Genomic DNA, 15,459 nt, shown 5'->3' with positions numbered 1-15,459 from the left:
GTGCGCCAGTGGAGTACTCAGTGGGGGTCGTGTGAGGAGTGCAGGCGCATGCGCAGGCCCAGGTCGGTGCGCGAATCGGCATGGGCCAGCGCTACCTCTTGGTCGATCAGACCCCGCTGGTACAGCTCCAGCAAAGATTGGTCAAAACTGTGGGTGCCCATGACGCTGGTTTTTTCCAGCGACTGGCGAAGTTCGTCCACGGCACCGCGTTGCACCAGATCGGCTACATGGGCGGATTGCAACAGCACCTCAGTGGCAAGCACTCGCGCGCCAGCGCGGGCCGGCAGCAGGCGCTGCGCCACGATGGCACTCAGGTTTAGCGACAAATCCATGCGCAGTTGTGCGTGGGCCGATTCGGGGAAGAAGTTCAGTATGCGTTTGATGGCCTGGCTGGCATTGCTGGCATGCAGGGTGGAGATGCACAGGTGGCCGGTCTCGGCATAGGCCAGCGCGTGTTGCATGGTCTCTTGGTCGCGGATTTCACCAATCATGATCATGTCGGGGGCCTGGCGCATGGCGTTGCGCAGCGCGTTGGCAAAGCTGTGGGTGTCTACACCCACCTCACGCTGGTCCACGGTGGACAGGCCGTGGCGGAACAGGTATTCGATGGGGTCTTCCACCGTGAGGATGTGGCCGCTGTTGTGCATGGCCCGGTAGTCCACCATGGAGGCCAGGGTGGTGGTTTTGCCGGAGCCGGCGGCACCAATGACCAGGATCAGGCCCCGCGGCTGCAGCGCCATGTCACGCACGGCGGGTGGCAGGCCCAGGGCATCAAAGGTGGGAATATGGCTGCGCACCAGGCGGGCCACCAGGCCGGTCTCGCGGCGTTGCTGGTAGACGTTGATACGAAAGCGGCCAATGCCATCGGGCGCGTAGGCCATATTGCATTCGAGGTTGCGCTCGTAGTCGGCAATGGCTTGTGGGCTCATGGCCGAGTAGGCCAGCTTGTGCGCCTGGCCTACCCGCAGGGCCGGCAGCGGCAGGGCCTGTACCTTGCCATCCACCTTGACCTGGGGCGGCGCGCCGGTGGTCAGAAAAAGATCGGATGCATTGCAATCCACCACCATGCGCAACAGGGCGGGCAGGTCATAGTCTTCCATGGCGATTCCTTCGCAAGCGGGGCAAGCGTCGGTGCCGGGAACCGGCTCTACCTGGGGATACGCGCACCACCTGCAGCCATAGTAGGAGTCCACCGCCGCGCTGGCTAGCCTGCCGAGCGCAAAGCTTGATCTAGAGCAAACTGCCCGCCACCCAGCCGCTGCGCACCGCACCTTCCAGCGTGGCGGGGTAGGGGCCTTGCACATAGTCACCTGCGGCCAGCAGGCCCGGTGCGATCGCTTGGGGCGGGCGCTGCAGACCCGGTGTGCAGGCGAAGGTGGCCTGCTTTTCCACCACGGTTTGCACGGGCAGCAATACGGGTACACCCAACGATGCCAATTGCACTGATGCCTGCTGCAACACGGCGGTTTGTATGGCCTCACGGCTGCCATCACTGGCGCTGACCACAAAGGCCAGCAGCCCCTGCGGGCCACCCAGTTGGCCGCGGTCAAACACAAACTGCGCCGGGGCGGTGGCCGTGTTGCGCAGTGCCAGCATGGGGTGGGGCAGGCGGGCACGGGGTGCCCACGCATACACGGTTGCAATGGCTTCAAAGCGCAGCGCAGCGGCTGTGGTGGCCCAGGTTTGCAGCGCATTTGCTATGGAGTCTGTAGCATCACTGCTATATTCTGCGAGGGCTGTAGCCGCATTTGACGAAGAGGTTGCCCACACCACGCGGTCAAATGCCTGGCCATCCACCAGCCAGTGGGGCGCTTGCCAACGCAGGCTGCCCACACGCTGGCCCAGGTGCACCTGGCCGCCACGGTGTGTGATCCACCGTGCCGCAGCCTCTGGGAACAGGGCGCTCAAATCGGTGCGAGGCAGCAGCAGATGTGAGCCACCGCGCACGCCAAACAGGGCGTCTTGCATCACCTTCAAAAACACCTGGGCGCTGGCCTGGTCGGCCGGTGTATTCAGTGCCGATACACACAGTGGTTCGATCAGCTCATGCAGCACGCGTGGCGCCATGTTTTTGCATAGTTGCGACACCGACAGCTCGGGCGCACAGCTAAAACGCTTGAGCTGCCAGCCCAGCGATGCGCGAATCAGCGACAGGCGCTCGCCCCAAGTCCAGCCGCGTGCGGTGGCGATGGCTGCAATGGCGTCCAACGGCGCGGGCCAGTGTGTGGCGTAGGCCGGTGTCTGCAGGCCCGTGCCATCGGGAAAGGGCAGGGACAGGGGCTGGCGCAGCAGCAGTGTTTCCGGCTCCAGGCCGACCAAGCGCATCAGGCGCAAGGTCTCGGTGTAGGCGCCAATCAGGATGTGCTGGCCGTTGTCCAGCGTAAGGGGTGTTTCATCGGGCAGACTGCTTTGCAGCGCCCGTGCCCGTCCGCCCAAAGTGCGGGCGGCTTCGAATACGGTGACGGTATGGCCCGCCTGGCAAGCTGCCACTGCTGCGGCCATGCCGGCCCAGCCACCACCGACGATGCCGATGCGCAAAGAGGTCACAGCCTGCCGAGGGCTTGCACCTTCCACGCCAGCCACATCTTGCGCAGCGGCGTGAGGCGTATGCGCTGGTGCAGCACCTGGAAGTTGTCGGCCTCGATCTCGCGCAACAGCGCCCGGTAGATGCTGGCCATCATCAGGCCGGGCTTTTGGGCGCGCAGGTCTGCGGCGGGCAGCAGGGCCAGGGCTTCGTCATACAAACCGTGGGCACGCTGGGCCTGGAAACGCATCAGCGCGGTAAAGTTGTCTGAATAGGTGCGCTTCAAAATCTCGTGCGCCTTCACATCAAACTGCTGGAGCTCGTTGACTGGCAGGTAGATGCGCCCACGCAGCGCGTCTTCACCTACGTCGCGGATGATGTTGGTCATCTGCAGGGCCTGGCCCAGCTTGTGGGCGTAGGCGGTGGTCTGGGGCTGGGTCTGGCCGAAGATGCCGGCCGCCACTTCGCCCACGATGCCGGCCACCAGGTGGCAGTAGCGCTGCAGGCCGGGGTAGTCCAGGTAACGGGTCTGTGTCAGGTCCATCTGGCAGCCTTCGATGACGGCCTGCAGGTGGCGCTGCTCGATCTTGAAGTTGCCCGCCAGCGGCATCAGGGCCTGCATGACCGGGTGGCTGGGTTGGCCGGCAAAGGCCTTGGCCACTTCGGACTGCCACCAGGCCAGCTTGGTCTGGGCCACGCTGGGGTCGACCATCTCGTCCACCACATCGTCAACCTCGCGGCAAAAGGCATAAAAGGCGGTGATGGCGGCACGCTTGGGTGCTGGCAAAAACAGAAAGGCGTAGTAGAAGCTGCTGCCGGAAGCGGCTGCCTTGTCTTGTACGTATTGCGCAGGGGTCATGGGCGTTGGCTGGGATCAAAAGAAAGTCACGGTGGGCCTGGCCCGTTTGCGCTGCGCGGGGTGACGCAAAAAGCAGCAAAAAAGTGTTCGCCGAAGTATAGTGTGGCGCACGGGCTTGGCCGTGGTACAGGAGAACCTTTGATGAACCCAGTGAATCGTGTTGTGGGGGGTGTTGCACTCGCCGTGATGGTGTTGGCCGCAGGCTGCAGCACCAATCCAAGCCAGATGGGTTCGCCGCGCAAAGAGACCCTGCATGCCCTGACCCAGGATATGAAACTGCTCACGGTCAACACCGGCCAGCCCGCACGGGTGTTGCAGACCGTGGCGCTCAAGGGGCTGCCAGCGACCGAGACACTGGTGGGTATTGATTACCGCGTGGCCAAGGGCGTTCTGTTTGGCCTGTCCCGCAGCGGCCGTGTCTACACCATCAACACCGACAACGGCGCGGTCACCCCGGTGGGCACTGGGCCCATCAGCACCGCCCTGGATGGCACGGCCTTTGGGTTTGACTTCAACCCTGCGGCCGACCGCATCCGTGTGGTCAGCCACACCGGCCAAAACCTGCGTCTGCACCCTGACATGGGCACATTGGTCGCCGTGGACACCCCGCTGAGTTACGAGCCGGGTGATACCCAGGCCGGCCAAAAACCACAGCTGCTGGCCGCCGGCTACACCTACAACAAGAAAGACGAAAAAATCACCACCAACTTTGCCATCGACGGCCGCACGGGCACCCTGGTGCGCCAGGGCTCGGTGGAAGGCACACAACCCGTGGTGTCGCCCAACACGGGTCGCCTGTTCACCGTGGGTGCCCTGGGCACCGGCGCGCTGGTAGATGCGTCGCTGGACATTGCCGATGTCAGCGGCGCCGCCTTTGCCGCACTGCGCACCAGTGCAGAGGGCCCAACCCGGCTCTACCTGGTCAATCTGGAATCCGGCAAGGCCGAAGCGCTGGGCAATGTGGCCAACGGCGCGGCCTTGGCAGGTATCGCCGTTATTCCCTGATCTGGGGCCAGGCCTACATCCAGACGGCGCGCCACAGCATCACCGGCACATCCCACCAGCGCAGCGTGGGGCGCTGGTTGAGGGTGGCGTAGCCCAAGCCTTTGATCTTGTCCAGAATCCGCAGGCCGCCCTGCACCACCAGGCGCAGCTCCCAGCCGGCTCGGCCTGGTATCTGGTGCACAAGGCTTGAGCCAAATGCCATGCTAGACCCCGCCAATGCTACACAATTCGCTATCAATTGCGTAGCGTTAGCCGTTTGGCGCCGGGCCAATATGTCGGCCTGCGGTACCCCAAACCGGGCGCAATCGTCTGCGGGCAGGTAGTAGCGCCCGCGCGGGATGTCCACACTCAGGTCTTGCCAGAAGTTGATCAGCTGCAGGGCGCTGCAAATGGCGTCGCTGCGTTGCAGGGCCAATGCATCGGTCACACCATACAGATGCAACAACAGGCGGCCCACGGGGTTGGCAGACATGCGACAGTAGTCCAGCAATTCATCGTGCGTGGCATACTCCTCGGCGGTGGCAGACTTGCGCGTGTCTTGCACAAAGGCGTCCAGCAGGTCATGCAGCAATTGGGGTGGTAACTGGTGGCTTTGCAGTGCTACCTGAAGGGGCCCAAAAACATGGGGCCAGCGGGTGCTTGTCTGCACCACACCACCCGCTGCAGCCGCACAGCTTGCATCCAAGTCGTTGCGATAGACCTGCAATTCGTCCAGCCTTTGTTCGGCGTTGGCATCACCTTCATCCGCAATGTCATCCGCCGTACGGGCAAAGTGGTAGATGGCGGCGATGGGCGCACGCAGATGCGCGGGGCACAGCCAGGACGCGACTGGGAAATTTTCGTAGTGGGTGATGGGGGCGGGGATGTCCGGGGAGGGGGCGTGCATGGAACTGATTTTGCCAGCAGGCTCGGCCGAGGCCTGAACTGCAGCCTGTTCCGGCTTTGCGACGGTTTGTCGCATGGTGCTGGTTTGGCACCAGTGGGCTGACTACAGTCGCGCCCATCGGAAAAACATCCGTAACCCGTTCATCCATCTCCCCACAGAAAGCCACTCTCCATGACCACTGCAAGCAATATCTACATGGGCGGCACGGCGACTGCCCCGCTGGGCCAACGCATCTTGCGCTTCCCCCTGACCCGTATCGTGCTGGCACTGGTGTTTTTTATGGTGCCGTTCTTGCTCATTCAAGCAGCGTCCACGAACTTTTTTGAAGAAAAACTGTATTCGCGCATGGGGCAATTGTTGGGTGCAGTTGTGGGCTGCCTGTCGTATGTCTTGTATGTCACCAAGATAGAAAAGCGCGCGGTCTCTGAACTGGGGCTCAAGGGTGCGCTGCCAGAGTACGGCGCGGGTTTTGTGCTGGGCAGCCTGATGGTGTGCCTGTCGGTGGCGTCGATTGCTGCGCTCGGCGGGCTGAGCACAATGGCCCTGGCGCCCACCAGCATCGTCATCCTGCCGCTGCTGATGCACATCACCGTGGGTCTGATCGAAGAAATGGTGCTGCGCGGCATTTTCTTCAGGGTTGTGCAGGAATCCATTGGCAGTTGGCTGGCGTTGTTGGCCTCGGGCCTGGTGTTTGGTGCCATGCACCTGATCAACGACAACATCACAGTGCTGGCCATTGCCAACATCGCTGCGGCTGGCGTGTTCTTCGCCGCAGCCTTTTTGCTGACCGGGCGCCTGTGGTTGTGCGCCGCTTTGCATGCGGGCTGGAACTTTACCCAGGATGGCATCTTCTCCTTGGCAGTGTCTGGCCACGAAGTGAAAAACGGCTTGCTGACAACCCAGCTCAGTGGCCCGGACTGGTTGACTGGTGGCGCATTTGGCATCGAAGGTTCGGCCGTGGACCTGGTGCTGGTGGTGCTGGCCAGCATGGTGATGGTGGTACTGGCCCAGCGCAAAGGGCGGATGGTGCTGCCAGCCTGGAAGCGTTGAGAGCGGGAGAGGCGGCACCGTGAAAATCAGCTAGGCTAGGGCCTAGTCTTGATCAACCCGTTGTGATGCCCACATGACCCAAGCTTCCACCGAGATGCATGCCTACTACGCACAGCGTGCGCCTTACTATGACGCGGTTTACTTGAAACCCGAACGCCAAGAGGACATTGCATATTTGTCCCAACACCTGCCAGACCGATTCCGCGGTCGTGAAGTCTTGGAGCTGGCCTGTGGCACAGGGTACTGGACGCAGCACATCGCAACATCCGCAAAGCGCTTGGTCGCGACGGATTGGATCATCGAGCCACTCGATTTTGCACGGCTGCGCCCAGGCACGGTGTCAGTGGTGTTTCGCCAGGCGGACGCCTATGCGCTGCCGCTGGACCTGGGGGTGTTTGATGGCGCTTTTGCGGGCTTGTGGTTCTCACACGTACCAGTAGAAGCGCGCGTTGCCTTTCTGCAAGGGCTGCATAGACTTCTGAAGCCCGGCGCCAGGGTTGTTTTCATGGATAACAACGAAGTCCAACTCCGCGACTTTCCCCTGGTGGAGACCGATGCTGCGGGCAATACCTACCAGATGCGGCAGTTGAACGATGGCTCCATGCACCGGGTGCTGAAGAATTTCCCAACCGAGGCGGAGCTGGTCGCCCTGCTTGCAGAGTTCGGGGAGCAGATCGAGTTTTCCGCGCTGGACAATTTCTGGATGGTGGAGTACGTGGCCAAGGCCCTTTAATCCACAGGCTTGAACGGGCTGCGTTGCCTGAGGTCATCCAGGTAGTTGCTGATCCCCTGGTCTTCGCGCTCCAGAAACCGCGCCACTGCATCGGCAAACGCCGGGTGAGCCAGCCAATGGGCGCTGGTGGTTTTGACGGGCAGCAGGGCGCGCGCCATCTTGTGTTCACCCTGAGCGCCGCCTTCAAAGCGGTGGTAACCGTGTTCGATGCACCACTGCAGGGGCTGGTAGTAGCAGGCCTCGAAGTGCAAGCAGTCCACCCGCTCCAGGGCGCCCCAGTAGCGGCCGTAGGCTACTCTTTTCATTTCGCTACGGAGACTGGGCGGCAATGCGCTCTGCTCCGTGTCCCCCGCCCGCTTGGCGGGCTCCTCCTTTACCTGCGCAGAACGCATTGCCGCCCATTCTCCTGAGGTGTTTTGGCTCACAGCCCCCGTTGTATAAGCATCAAGCGCTATCAAACTACTAGCAATAGCTTTGCCACCACGCTCTGCGATGAACAACAGCCAGTGCTCGGCCATAGTGCTGGCCATGCGGTGGAAGAAGTCGCGGCTCAGGTAAGGGGCGTTGCCGTGTTCGAGGTAGGTGCGTTCGTAACAGCGGTAGAAGAAGTCCCAATCGGAGGGGCTGATGTCTTGGCCCAATGACCAGCGGAAGCTGACGCCAGCCTCGGCCACCTTGCGCCGCTCTTGGCGGATTTTCTTGCGCTTCTCTTGCGACAGAGACGCCAGAAAGGCGTCGAAATGGGGATAGCCTTGTTCTATGTTTGTCCAGTGGAACTGCACGGTGTGGCGCAGCATCAGCCCCGCCTGTGTGCAGGCGGCAGCATCCTCTTCATTGGCAAACAGCAGGTGCAGGGACGACATGCCACTCTGGTCACACCATTGCACCATCGCCTTCACCAGTGCCACACGCGCGGCGGCATCCCGCGCCATCAGCCGTGCGCCGGGCACGGGTGTGAAGGGCACAGCCGCCACGGCCTTGGGGTAGTAGGGCAGGCCGTGTTGGGCGTAGGCATTGGCCCAGGCCCAGTCAAACACGTATTCACCGTAAGAGTGGATTTTTTCGTAGAGGGCACAGGCGGCGACCAGCTCATCGCCGATGCACAGCGTGATGAAATGCGGCGTCCACCCCGTAGCGGGCGCGGCGCTGCCACTGGCATGCAGCGCCGCCAGGTAGGCGTGGCGCATGAAGGGGCTGGGGTTAGGCTGGGTCTGCAGCAGGGCGTCCCATGCGGCGGCGTCCACATCCAGCGGCGAGCCCAGCACCCGAATGACATAATCCTCAGCCAAGGCGCACCTTATGCGCAGGGCGCGCTCCGCTGGCGCGGCGCTTAACGAATTTTTCGAAATATTCCTGCTTCATGACTCTCAAACTGTGCGTTGCGCAACTCAATTTCATCGTGGGTGATTTGGAGGGCAATGCCCAAAAAATCATCACCGCGGCCCAGGACGCCTATGCCGATTGCGCGCGCCTGCTGCTGACCCCCGAATTGTCGATTTGCGGGTATGCCGCCGAAGATTTGTATCTGCGTCCGGCATTCATCCAAGCCTGTGATGATGCCGTGAAAAAGGTGGCCCATGCTTTGGCCGGGTTAAAAGACATGGCGGTGGTCGTGGGACACCCCACCGGCGGCGATAGCCGCACGCGGTCCACTGCGGTGCAAAAACGCTTCAATGCCGCCAGTGTGCTGCGCGAGGGACAGGTGGTTGCCACCTACGCCAAGCGCGAGCTGCCCAATTACCAGGTGTTTGATGAGCGGCGTTACTTCACACCGGGTGACGGGGTCTGCGTGTTCGAGGCGGGTGCCGAAGGCCAGCGCCTCCGCGTGGGGCTGCTGATTTGTGAAGATGCCTGGTTTGAGCAGCCCGCGCGCCTGGCCAAGGAGGCGGGGGCCGAATTGCTGGCGGTGATCAATGCATCGCCCTTCCATGTGGGCAAGGGCTACGAGCGCGAGGAGATGATGTGTCAGCGGGTGCAAGAGACCGGTTTGCCGCTGGTCTATGCGCACCTGGTGGGCGGGCAGGACGAGGTGGTGTTTGAAGGCCATTCGTTTGCGCTGAACGCCAACGGCACGCTGGCTGGTCGCGCTCCGAGCTTCAAGGAAAATAGCTTTGTAGCCCTCGTGGAATCTACGCAAGGCGCTATCAAAATAGAAGCAACGGTGGAGCCTGTGCGCACACCAGAGCAGGACCTGTGGGACGCGCTGGTGCTGGGCGTACGCGACTATGTGGGCAAAAACGGCTTCCCCGGTGCGCTTCTGGGCCTGTCCGGCGGCATTGACTCCGCGCTGGTGCTGGCGATTGCGGTGGATGCCTTGGGTGCCGACAAAGTGCGCGCAGTGATGATGCCTTCGCCCTACACGGCTGACATCAGCTGGCTGGACGCGCGTGAAATGGCGCAGCGCATGGGCGTGCGGTATGACGAGATTTCCATCGTCCCGCAGTTTGAGGCCTTCAAGGCGTCGCTGGCGGCGGATTTTGCCGGGCGGGCCGAAGACACGACGGAAGAAAACATCCAGGCACGCATTCGCGGCACGCTGTTGATGGCTTTGAGCAACAAGTTTGGCAGCATCGTGCTGACCACCGGCAACAAATCTGAAATGGCCACCGGCTATTGCACGCTGTATGGCGACATGGCCGGTGGTTTTGCGGTCATCAAGGACCTAGCCAAGACGCTGGTGTTCAAGATGGCGCATTGGCGCAATGCCAACGACCCTTATGGCACGGGCGCCAGCCCAATTCCCGAACGCATCATCACGCGCCCACCCAGCGCCGAGCTGCGCCCGGACCAGAAAGACCAGGACAGCCTGCCGCCCTACGAAGTGCTGGACGCCATCGTGGACCGGTACATGGAGAACGACCAGAGCATAGAAACCATCATCGCCGCCGGGTTCGACCGGGCCGATGTGGAGAAGGTCACCCGCCTGATCAAGCTCAACGAATACAAGCGCCGCCAGTCGCCGGTCGGTATTAGAGTGACACACCGCAGCTTTGGCAAGGATTGGCGGTATCCTATAACCAATTACTTCCGTGCGTGAGGCATTGCGGGACAGACCGTAGCGCAGCGGAGCTCTGTCCTCAACTGATTAAATGGAAATCCTATGAAGCAAATCACCGCCATCGTCAAACCGTTCAAACTCGAAGAGGTGCGTGAAGCACTGGCCGAATGCGGCGTGACCGGCTTGACCGTCACCGAGGTCAAGGGTTTTGGCCGCCAAAAGGGCCATACGGAGCTCTACCGTGGCGCCGAATACGTGGTCGATTTCCTGCCCAAGGTCAAGATCGAAGTGGTCGTGAAGACCGAAGACGTGGACCGCTGCGTGGACGCCATCGTCAAGGCAGCCCACACCGGCAAGATTGGTGACGGCAAGATTTTTGTCACCAGCGTGGAGCGTGTCGTGCGCATCCGCACCGGCGAGCAGGACGAATCAGCGGTCTAGATAGTAAAGCGGTGGTACAGCGCCGCTGCCCAAATACCTGCGCACACCAGCAGGCTCAGCAGCACCGCGGCGCTGCCCATATCCTTGGCGCGTTTGGACAGGTCGTGCCACTCCGGGCCTATGCGGTCAATGGCGGTTTCTACCGCCGTGTTGAGCAATTCGACCACCATCACCAGCACCACGCTGGCGGCCAGCAGAGCAGTTTCCACCCAATTGCGCCCCAACCAGAGCGCAGCGGGCAGCAGGAAGAACGCGGCAATGGCTTCCTGTCGAAAGGCCGTTTCACCCCAGCCGGCCCGCAAACCGGCCAGTGAATAACCGGCCGCATGCAAGACACGGTTCAGGCCTTTGCGGCTCTTTTGCGGGTTGACGACCGATGGTGTGTTGGTTTTGGCTTGCACGGAATCAGTGCCTCAGCGGCTCAGTGGCAGTGACGTGATCAGGCGGGTGCCCGCCAGCGCGTCGTGCCAAAACTGGCCTTGCGGGTGGAAGCGGCTCAGCAGCGCCCAGACGATCACCCAGCCGATGATGATGACCGCCGTCTCCGCGCCACTGATCTGGAAAAACCAAAGCCCCATCAGCGGCGGCAAAAACCATATCCAACTCAGTGCATAACGCCCCAGTGCACGCAACTGCGAAATGGCCCGCCCGTCGCGCCCCACCACGCGGATATTCCACGTTTTCATGGCCAGGGTCTGGCCTTTGGCCCAGAACCATACAAAGTAAATGCCAAAAATGACAAATAAAAACGCTTGCAGGGCGTGGCGGTTGTCCAGGGCGTTGCGCGTCTGACTCAGCGTACCAAACAGATAACCTGCGAGGAAAACGACGCCGAACATCAGCATGCCTTCGTACAGCCAACACGCCATGCGGCGCCACAAACCGGGGGTGTTTATTTCAGTGTGCATTGTTGTGTGGATCTCGGACCGACGGGGATTGTAGGTCGAGGCCCGCTGCGGCCCAATCACCGCCGCCAGACGCTGGTGTGCGGTCTGGGCTAGTTCGGGGAAAGGGTTTCGGGTGTCACCAAAGGCACCGTGGGGCTAGGAGGCGCCGGAGCTGGAGCGGGCGGGGCAATCGGAGCTGGGGGTGTCTGTACCGGCAGTAGCGTATTGGCGTCGATTCTGGGCTTGATGGCGGCTGTTGTGCTGTCTTGGGCTACCGTGTGGCGCGTGATCGGAACAGCGGTCAGTTTGCCGGCTGGTACGGGCGTCACAGCGACTGCCGCACCGGTGGGCTTGGCTTTGGCTTTGGCAGCAAGCTGCTGCTTTTCTTCGGCGCTGAGGTTCTGGTAGGTCTCCCAATCGGCCGCCCGGGCAGAAGGAGAGATTTTTTTGGTTTCCGCAAAATTCAGACGCGCCTGTTCTCGCTGGCTTTGGCTCAGGGCGGCCCACTCCAGCATGCGGCTTTGCATTTTTTTCTGCTCGTCGGGGGATCGGGTTCCGTAACTCTGTGTCAGGGCGATCCATTTGCCCTTGTGTGCGCTGTTGAGCGTGTCCCAGATCCCGGCCAGAGGCAACAAAACTTGTTTTTGTGCGGGGGTCAGGTCTTGCCAGCGTGAGCCAGTCGGCTGGACAACGGATACGGGAGTGGGGGCAGGGGGGGGGCTAACCTGGGCTTCACCTCGGCCCCTCGCCACGCTTACTGCCATTCCTACAGCAGCGACCAACACCGTCACAAGTAGTACCCAGTGGAGCGTAGATAGCGATCGAAGGGGTGCAAGCAGACGGTGTACGGGCATGGGAGTCGGGAAAGCGCTAGTCGCGTCGGTTGATGCTGAGGAAGTGTGCAAAGCCGGGGTCGGTATACGCGTCGGGTGGCAAGTCGTCGGCCAGCAGTTCTACGTCCACATCGGCGATTTCGCTGGCACGCTGCTGTTCCTGCACCACGGCGATGGTCAACAAACCGGCGACCAAGGCCAGCAAGGGGATCAGGGCGCCCAGGCGACTCCAGAGGCCGCCCTCAAAATCTCCCGCGTTCAGGCTAGCGGCACCGCCCTGTACATTGACGTTGGTTGCCGTCTGGAGTTTGACGACTTTGCGTTTGGCCACGGCCTGCATACGGGCAACCTTCAGTCGCTCGGAGATATCGTTGGGAATACCTTGGGTCGAGTCAGACAGGCGAGCGGCTATGGAGCGGCCCAGACGGTCCTGGTAGCGGGTGGTCGAATTGGGGTCTAGTGTTGTCATAGTCGTATTCCTTTGGCGCTCAAGGCTTTGCCCAAGGCTTGGACGGCTCGGGAGCAGTGTGTTTTGACACTGCCCTGTGAGCAGCCCATAGCTGCAGCAGTCTCAGCAACATCCATCTCTTCCCAGTAACGCATTAAAAAGGCTTCTCGTTGACGCGCGGGGAGCTGCTGAACCTCTATTTCTATCTCTCGCAATGTTTGTGCCCGCTCGGTCTGAGTCTCCGTGCTTTCGTTTTGTTCCCCGCCGTTGGCGGCATTCAAGGTTTCCAGCAGATCAAAACTGTCGTCGTCCCCCGCGCTTTCAAAGTCACTCATGGTGGAAAACAGGGCTTTCTGCGTTTTTTGGCGCCGAAACCAGTCCAGCGTGCAATTGGACAGAATGCGCTGGAACAGCATGGGCAGTTCTTCAACGGGTTTGTGTCCGTAGTGCTCGGCCAGCTTCATCATGCTGTCCTGAACAATATCCAGGGCGGATTCGTCATTGCGAACGTGGTAAACGGATCGTTTGAATGCGCGTTTTTCCACGCTTTTCAAAAAATCGGACAGTTCGCGTTCTGAGGCCAAGAGGAATAAGCCGAGGAAATGAGGGGAATCAACAAACACCGGAAGGCCAAAACAGTGGCTATTACGGCAAACAGGCGCGAATTATGGCATTTGTGTGCCCCAGAATTTATGGCTTGGTGCCAAACGGCATGCTGCAGGTGCGATAATGTGGTTTGCATTCAAAAGGCAAACGGGTTTTGGTTCGGCGCAGCATTCAATGCGTCCATGGCCAAAATCTTAAGTTCCGACGCGGCTCCACAAGAGCTTTGTGAAGGGGCACCCAAGGTTTTTCGTTAGAGAAATTCACAAAGGTTCATCATCATGGAAATTTCAAAAGCTGAAATCGCTTCGGCGACGGCTGCATCCCACTCCAGCAAGTCCCAAGGGACTACCTCCAGTACCCTGGAACTCCGCGGCGCGGAAATTCTGGTCAAGGCGCTGCAGGCCGAAGGCGTCAAGTACGTTTGGGGTTACCCCGGCGGTGCGGTTTTGCACATTTACGACGCGTTTTACAAACAAGACACGATCCAGCACGTTTTGGTGCGCCATGAGCAGGGTGCCGTGCACGCTGCAGACGGCTATGCACGCGCAACGGGCGATGTGGGTGTGGCCCTGGTGACCTCCGGTCCCGGTGTGACCAATGCTGTGACCGGTATTGCGACGGCGTACATGGACAGCATCCCCATGGTGATCATCACCGGCCAGGTGCCCACGCACGCCATTGGCCTGGATGCCTTTCAGGAATGCGACACCGTGGGTATTACCCGCCCGGTCGTCAAGCACAATTTCCTGGTGAAGGATGCCCGCGATCTGGCAGAGACACTGAAAAAAGCCTTCCACATCGCACGCAGCGGCCGTCCGGGCCCCGTGGTGGTGGACATCCCCAAAGATGTGTCTTTCAAAAAGGTACCCTACACCGGCTACCCCACATCGGTGGAAATGCGCTCCTACAACCCGGTTCGCAAGGGCCACGGGGGTCAGATTCGCAAGGCCCTGCAACTGCTGCTGACTGCCAAACGTCCCTATATTTACACTGGCGGTGGCGTGTTGCTAAGCAACGCCTCCAACGAGTTGCGCACCCTGGTGGACATACTGGGTTACCCGGTCACCAACACCCTGATGGGTCTGGGCGCCTACCCGGCGACCGACCCCAAGTTCCTGGGCATGCTGGGAATGCATGGCACGGTGGAAGCCAACAACGCCATGCAAAACTGCGATGTTTTGCTGGCCGTTGGCGCGCGGTTCGATGACCGTGTGATTGGCAACCCCAAGCACTTCGCGCAGAACGAACGCAAGATCATCCACATCGACATTGATCCGTCCAGCATCTCCAAGCGGGTCAAGGTGGATATTCCTATCGTCGGCGACGTCAAAGACGTGCTGTTGGAAATGATCGCAATGATCAAAGAGACACCGGTCCGACCCGAGGCTGGCGCTCTGGGTGCATGGTGGGAAACCATCGACGGCTGGCGCAAACGCGACTGTATGAAATACAGCATGGGCAAGGGTGACGTCATCAAGCCCCAGTACGTGGTTGAAACCCTGTGGAACATGACCAAGGATGTGGACACCTACATCACGTCCGATGTGGGCCAGCACCAGATGTGGGCGGCGCAGTATTACAAGTTCAACGAGCCACGGCGCTGGATCAACTCCGGTGGCCTGGGCACCATGGGTGTTGGTATTCCCTACGCCATGGGCATCAAGCTGGCCAAGCCCGATAGCGAAGTCTTCTGTATCACCGGCGAAGGCTCGGTGCAGATGTGTATTCAGGAACTGTCGACCTGCCTGCAGTACAACACGCCCATCAAGATCGTGTCGTTGAACAACCGCTATTTGGGCATGGTGCGCCAGTGGCAAGAGGTTGAATACGAAGGCCGCTACAGCCACAGCTATATGGATGCGCTGCCCAACTTCGTCAAGCTGGCCGAGGCCTATGGCCACGTCGGCATGTTGATCGAAAAGCCGCAGGATGTGGAGCCCGCGCTGCGCGAAGCCCGTAAGCTCAAGGACCGCACCGTGTTCATGGACTTCCGTACCGACCCGACCGAGAACGTGTTCCCCATGGTTCAGGCCGGCAAAGGCATCACGGAAATGCTGCTGGGAAGCGAAGACCTTTAAGCAATTTGAGGCTCTAGCCCCCGTAAAATAAGCGTAGCTAGCTATCAAAATGCTAGCGTTTTAGTAGACGAATCTATTGTCCGCCAAGCCCGCAACTTACCGGTTGCGGGG

General features: G+C 60.7%; 16 protein-coding genes. 6 read left to right on the top strand and 10 right to left on the bottom strand.

Features of this window, described 5'->3' with window-relative positions:
• Positions 1–17: 17 nt before the first annotated feature.
• The 3 genes from HZ993_RS05240 to hpnD all read right to left on the bottom strand — a co-directional run bounded on the left by HZ993_RS05240 (position 18) and on the right by hpnD (position 3,383).
• Positions 18–1,100, bottom strand: a complete 1,083-nt coding sequence (locus HZ993_RS05240; protein ID WP_209396205.1) for a PilT/PilU family type 4a pilus ATPase — start codon at positions 1,098–1,100, stop codon at positions 18–20.
• A 130-nt stretch (positions 1,101–1,230) separates the two neighbouring features.
• Complete coding sequence (hpnE, locus tag HZ993_RS05235) at positions 1,231–2,538, bottom strand: hydroxysqualene dehydroxylase HpnE (protein WP_209398290.1); 1,308 nt, start codon at positions 2,536–2,538, stop codon at positions 1,231–1,233.
• A gap of 5 nt (positions 2,539–2,543) precedes the next feature.
• Complete coding sequence (hpnD, locus tag HZ993_RS05230) at positions 2,544–3,383, bottom strand: presqualene diphosphate synthase HpnD (RefSeq protein ID WP_209396204.1); 840 nt, start codon at positions 3,381–3,383, stop codon at positions 2,544–2,546.
• Positions 3,384–3,524: 141 nt separating this feature from the next.
• On the opposite strand from hpnD, the gene HZ993_RS05225 reads away from it, so the two are divergent.
• Positions 3,525–4,388: a DUF4394 domain-containing protein gene (locus HZ993_RS05225; RefSeq protein ID WP_209396203.1), complete on the top strand. Its 864-nt coding sequence runs from the start codon at positions 3,525–3,527 to the stop codon at positions 4,386–4,388.
• A gap of 13 nt (positions 4,389–4,401) precedes the next feature.
• Here HZ993_RS05225 and hpnC read toward each other — a convergent pair whose 3' ends face one another.
• Positions 4,402–5,274 carry a squalene synthase HpnC gene (hpnC, locus tag HZ993_RS05220; protein WP_245213826.1) on the bottom strand — a complete coding sequence of 291 codons (873 nt, stop codon included), beginning with the start codon at positions 5,272–5,274 and terminating at the stop codon, positions 4,402–4,404.
• Between the two features lie 171 nt (positions 5,275–5,445).
• On the opposite strand from hpnC, the gene HZ993_RS05215 reads away from it, so the two are divergent.
• Together HZ993_RS05215 and HZ993_RS05210 are read left to right on the top strand one after the other, a co-directional pair.
• Positions 5,446–6,324, top strand: a complete 879-nt coding sequence (locus HZ993_RS05215) for a CPBP family intramembrane glutamic endopeptidase (protein WP_209396201.1) — start codon at positions 5,446–5,448, stop codon at positions 6,322–6,324.
• A 73-nt stretch (positions 6,325–6,397) separates the two neighbouring features.
• Complete coding sequence (locus HZ993_RS05210) at positions 6,398–7,057, top strand: class I SAM-dependent methyltransferase (protein ID WP_209396200.1); 660 nt, start codon at positions 6,398–6,400, stop codon at positions 7,055–7,057.
• On the opposite strand, the gene HZ993_RS05205 is transcribed toward HZ993_RS05210, so the two are convergent.
• Positions 7,054–8,346 (bottom strand): GNAT family N-acetyltransferase, encoded by a 1,293-nt coding sequence (locus HZ993_RS05205; protein ID WP_209396199.1) that lies wholly within the window; start codon positions 8,344–8,346, stop codon positions 7,054–7,056. The genes HZ993_RS05210 and HZ993_RS05205 overlap by 4 nt on opposite strands.
• Positions 8,347–8,417: 71 nt before the next feature.
• Here HZ993_RS05205 and HZ993_RS05200 point away from each other — a divergent pair, with 71 nt between their 5' ends.
• Complete coding sequence (locus tag HZ993_RS05200; protein ID WP_209396198.1) at positions 8,418–10,094, top strand: NAD+ synthase; 1,677 nt, start codon at positions 8,418–8,420, stop codon at positions 10,092–10,094.
• Between the two features lie 63 nt (positions 10,095–10,157).
• Entirely contained in the window at positions 10,158–10,496 is a 339-nt protein-coding gene (locus tag HZ993_RS05195) for a P-II family nitrogen regulator (RefSeq protein WP_209396197.1), read from the top strand.
• Here HZ993_RS05195 and HZ993_RS05190 read toward each other — a convergent pair.
• The 5 genes from HZ993_RS05190 to HZ993_RS05170 all read right to left on the bottom strand — a co-directional run bounded on the left by HZ993_RS05190 (position 10,493) and on the right by HZ993_RS05170 (position 13,248).
• A complete protein-coding gene (locus HZ993_RS05190) occupies positions 10,493–10,897 on the bottom strand; it encodes a diacylglycerol kinase (protein WP_209396196.1) in 405 nt (134 codons plus the stop codon). The genes HZ993_RS05195 and HZ993_RS05190 overlap by 4 nt on opposite strands.
• A gap of 12 nt (positions 10,898–10,909) precedes the next feature.
• Complete coding sequence (locus tag HZ993_RS05185) at positions 10,910–11,404, bottom strand: RDD family protein (RefSeq protein WP_209396195.1); 495 nt, start codon at positions 11,402–11,404, stop codon at positions 10,910–10,912.
• An 89-nt stretch (positions 11,405–11,493) separates the two neighbouring features.
• The gene (locus HZ993_RS05180) at positions 11,494–12,147 is read right to left on the bottom strand and encodes a DUF3106 domain-containing protein (protein ID WP_256440970.1); all 654 of its coding nucleotides are present in this window, start codon (positions 12,145–12,147) and stop codon (positions 11,494–11,496) included.
• 106 nt (positions 12,148–12,253) lie between these two features.
• Positions 12,254–12,685 carry a DUF3619 family protein gene (locus HZ993_RS05175; protein WP_209396193.1) on the bottom strand — a complete coding sequence of 144 codons (432 nt, stop codon included), beginning with the start codon at positions 12,683–12,685 and terminating at the stop codon, positions 12,254–12,256.
• A complete protein-coding gene (locus HZ993_RS05170) occupies positions 12,682–13,248 on the bottom strand; it encodes an RNA polymerase sigma factor (protein ID WP_209398288.1) in 567 nt (188 codons plus the stop codon). Before HZ993_RS05170 ends, HZ993_RS05175 begins: the two co-directional genes overlap by 4 nt.
• 300 nt (positions 13,249–13,548) lie before the next feature.
• On the opposite strand from HZ993_RS05170, the gene HZ993_RS05165 reads away from it, so the two are divergent.
• Positions 13,549–15,348, top strand: coding sequence for an acetolactate synthase 3 catalytic subunit (locus tag HZ993_RS05165; RefSeq protein ID WP_209396192.1), 1,800 nt, complete (start codon positions 13,549–13,551; stop codon positions 15,346–15,348).
• The last annotated feature ends 111 nt before the right edge of the window (positions 15,349–15,459 follow it).

The sequence above is a fragment of the Rhodoferax sp. AJA081-3 genome, assembly GCF_017798165.1.
Classification (GTDB): Bacteria; Pseudomonadota; Gammaproteobacteria; order Burkholderiales; family Burkholderiaceae_C; genus Allorhodoferax.
Note: the sequence above shows the minus strand (reverse complement) of the source record. Positions and strands in the feature narration are given on the sequence as shown.

Bases quoted from the DNA above. Each gene is read 5' to 3' on its own strand.
- HZ993_RS05240 (WP_209396205.1), bottom strand. From the start codon at position 1,100: ATGGAAGACTATGACCTGCCCGCCCTGTTGCGCATGGTGGTGGATTGC.
- hpnD (WP_209396204.1), bottom strand. From the start codon at position 3,383: ATGACCCCTGCGCAATACGTACAAGACAAGGCAGCCGCTTCCGGCAGC.
- HZ993_RS05225 (WP_209396203.1), top strand. From the start codon at position 3,525: ATGAACCCAGTGAATCGTGTTGTGGGGGGTGTTGCACTCGCCGTGATG.
- hpnC (WP_245213826.1), bottom strand. From the start codon at position 5,274: ATGCACGCCCCCTCCCCGGACATCCCCGCCCCCATCACCCACTACGAA.
- HZ993_RS05215 (WP_209396201.1), top strand. From the start codon at position 5,446: ATGACCACTGCAAGCAATATCTACATGGGCGGCACGGCGACTGCCCCG.
- HZ993_RS05210 (WP_209396200.1), top strand. From the start codon at position 6,398: ATGACCCAAGCTTCCACCGAGATGCATGCCTACTACGCACAGCGTGCG.
- HZ993_RS05200 (WP_209396198.1), top strand. From the start codon at position 8,418: ATGACTCTCAAACTGTGCGTTGCGCAACTCAATTTCATCGTGGGTGAT.
- HZ993_RS05195 (WP_209396197.1), top strand. From the start codon at position 10,158: ATGAAGCAAATCACCGCCATCGTCAAACCGTTCAAACTCGAAGAGGTG.
- HZ993_RS05185 (WP_209396195.1), bottom strand. From the start codon at position 11,404: ATGCACACTGAAATAAACACCCCCGGTTTGTGGCGCCGCATGGCGTGT.
- HZ993_RS05180 (WP_256440970.1), bottom strand. From the start codon at position 12,147: ATGGCAGTAAGCGTGGCGAGGGGCCGAGGTGAAGCCCAGGTTAGCCCC.
- HZ993_RS05175 (WP_209396193.1), bottom strand. From the start codon at position 12,685: ATGACAACACTAGACCCCAATTCGACCACCCGCTACCAGGACCGTCTG.
- HZ993_RS05165 (WP_209396192.1), top strand. From the start codon at position 13,549: ATGGAAATTTCAAAAGCTGAAATCGCTTCGGCGACGGCTGCATCCCAC.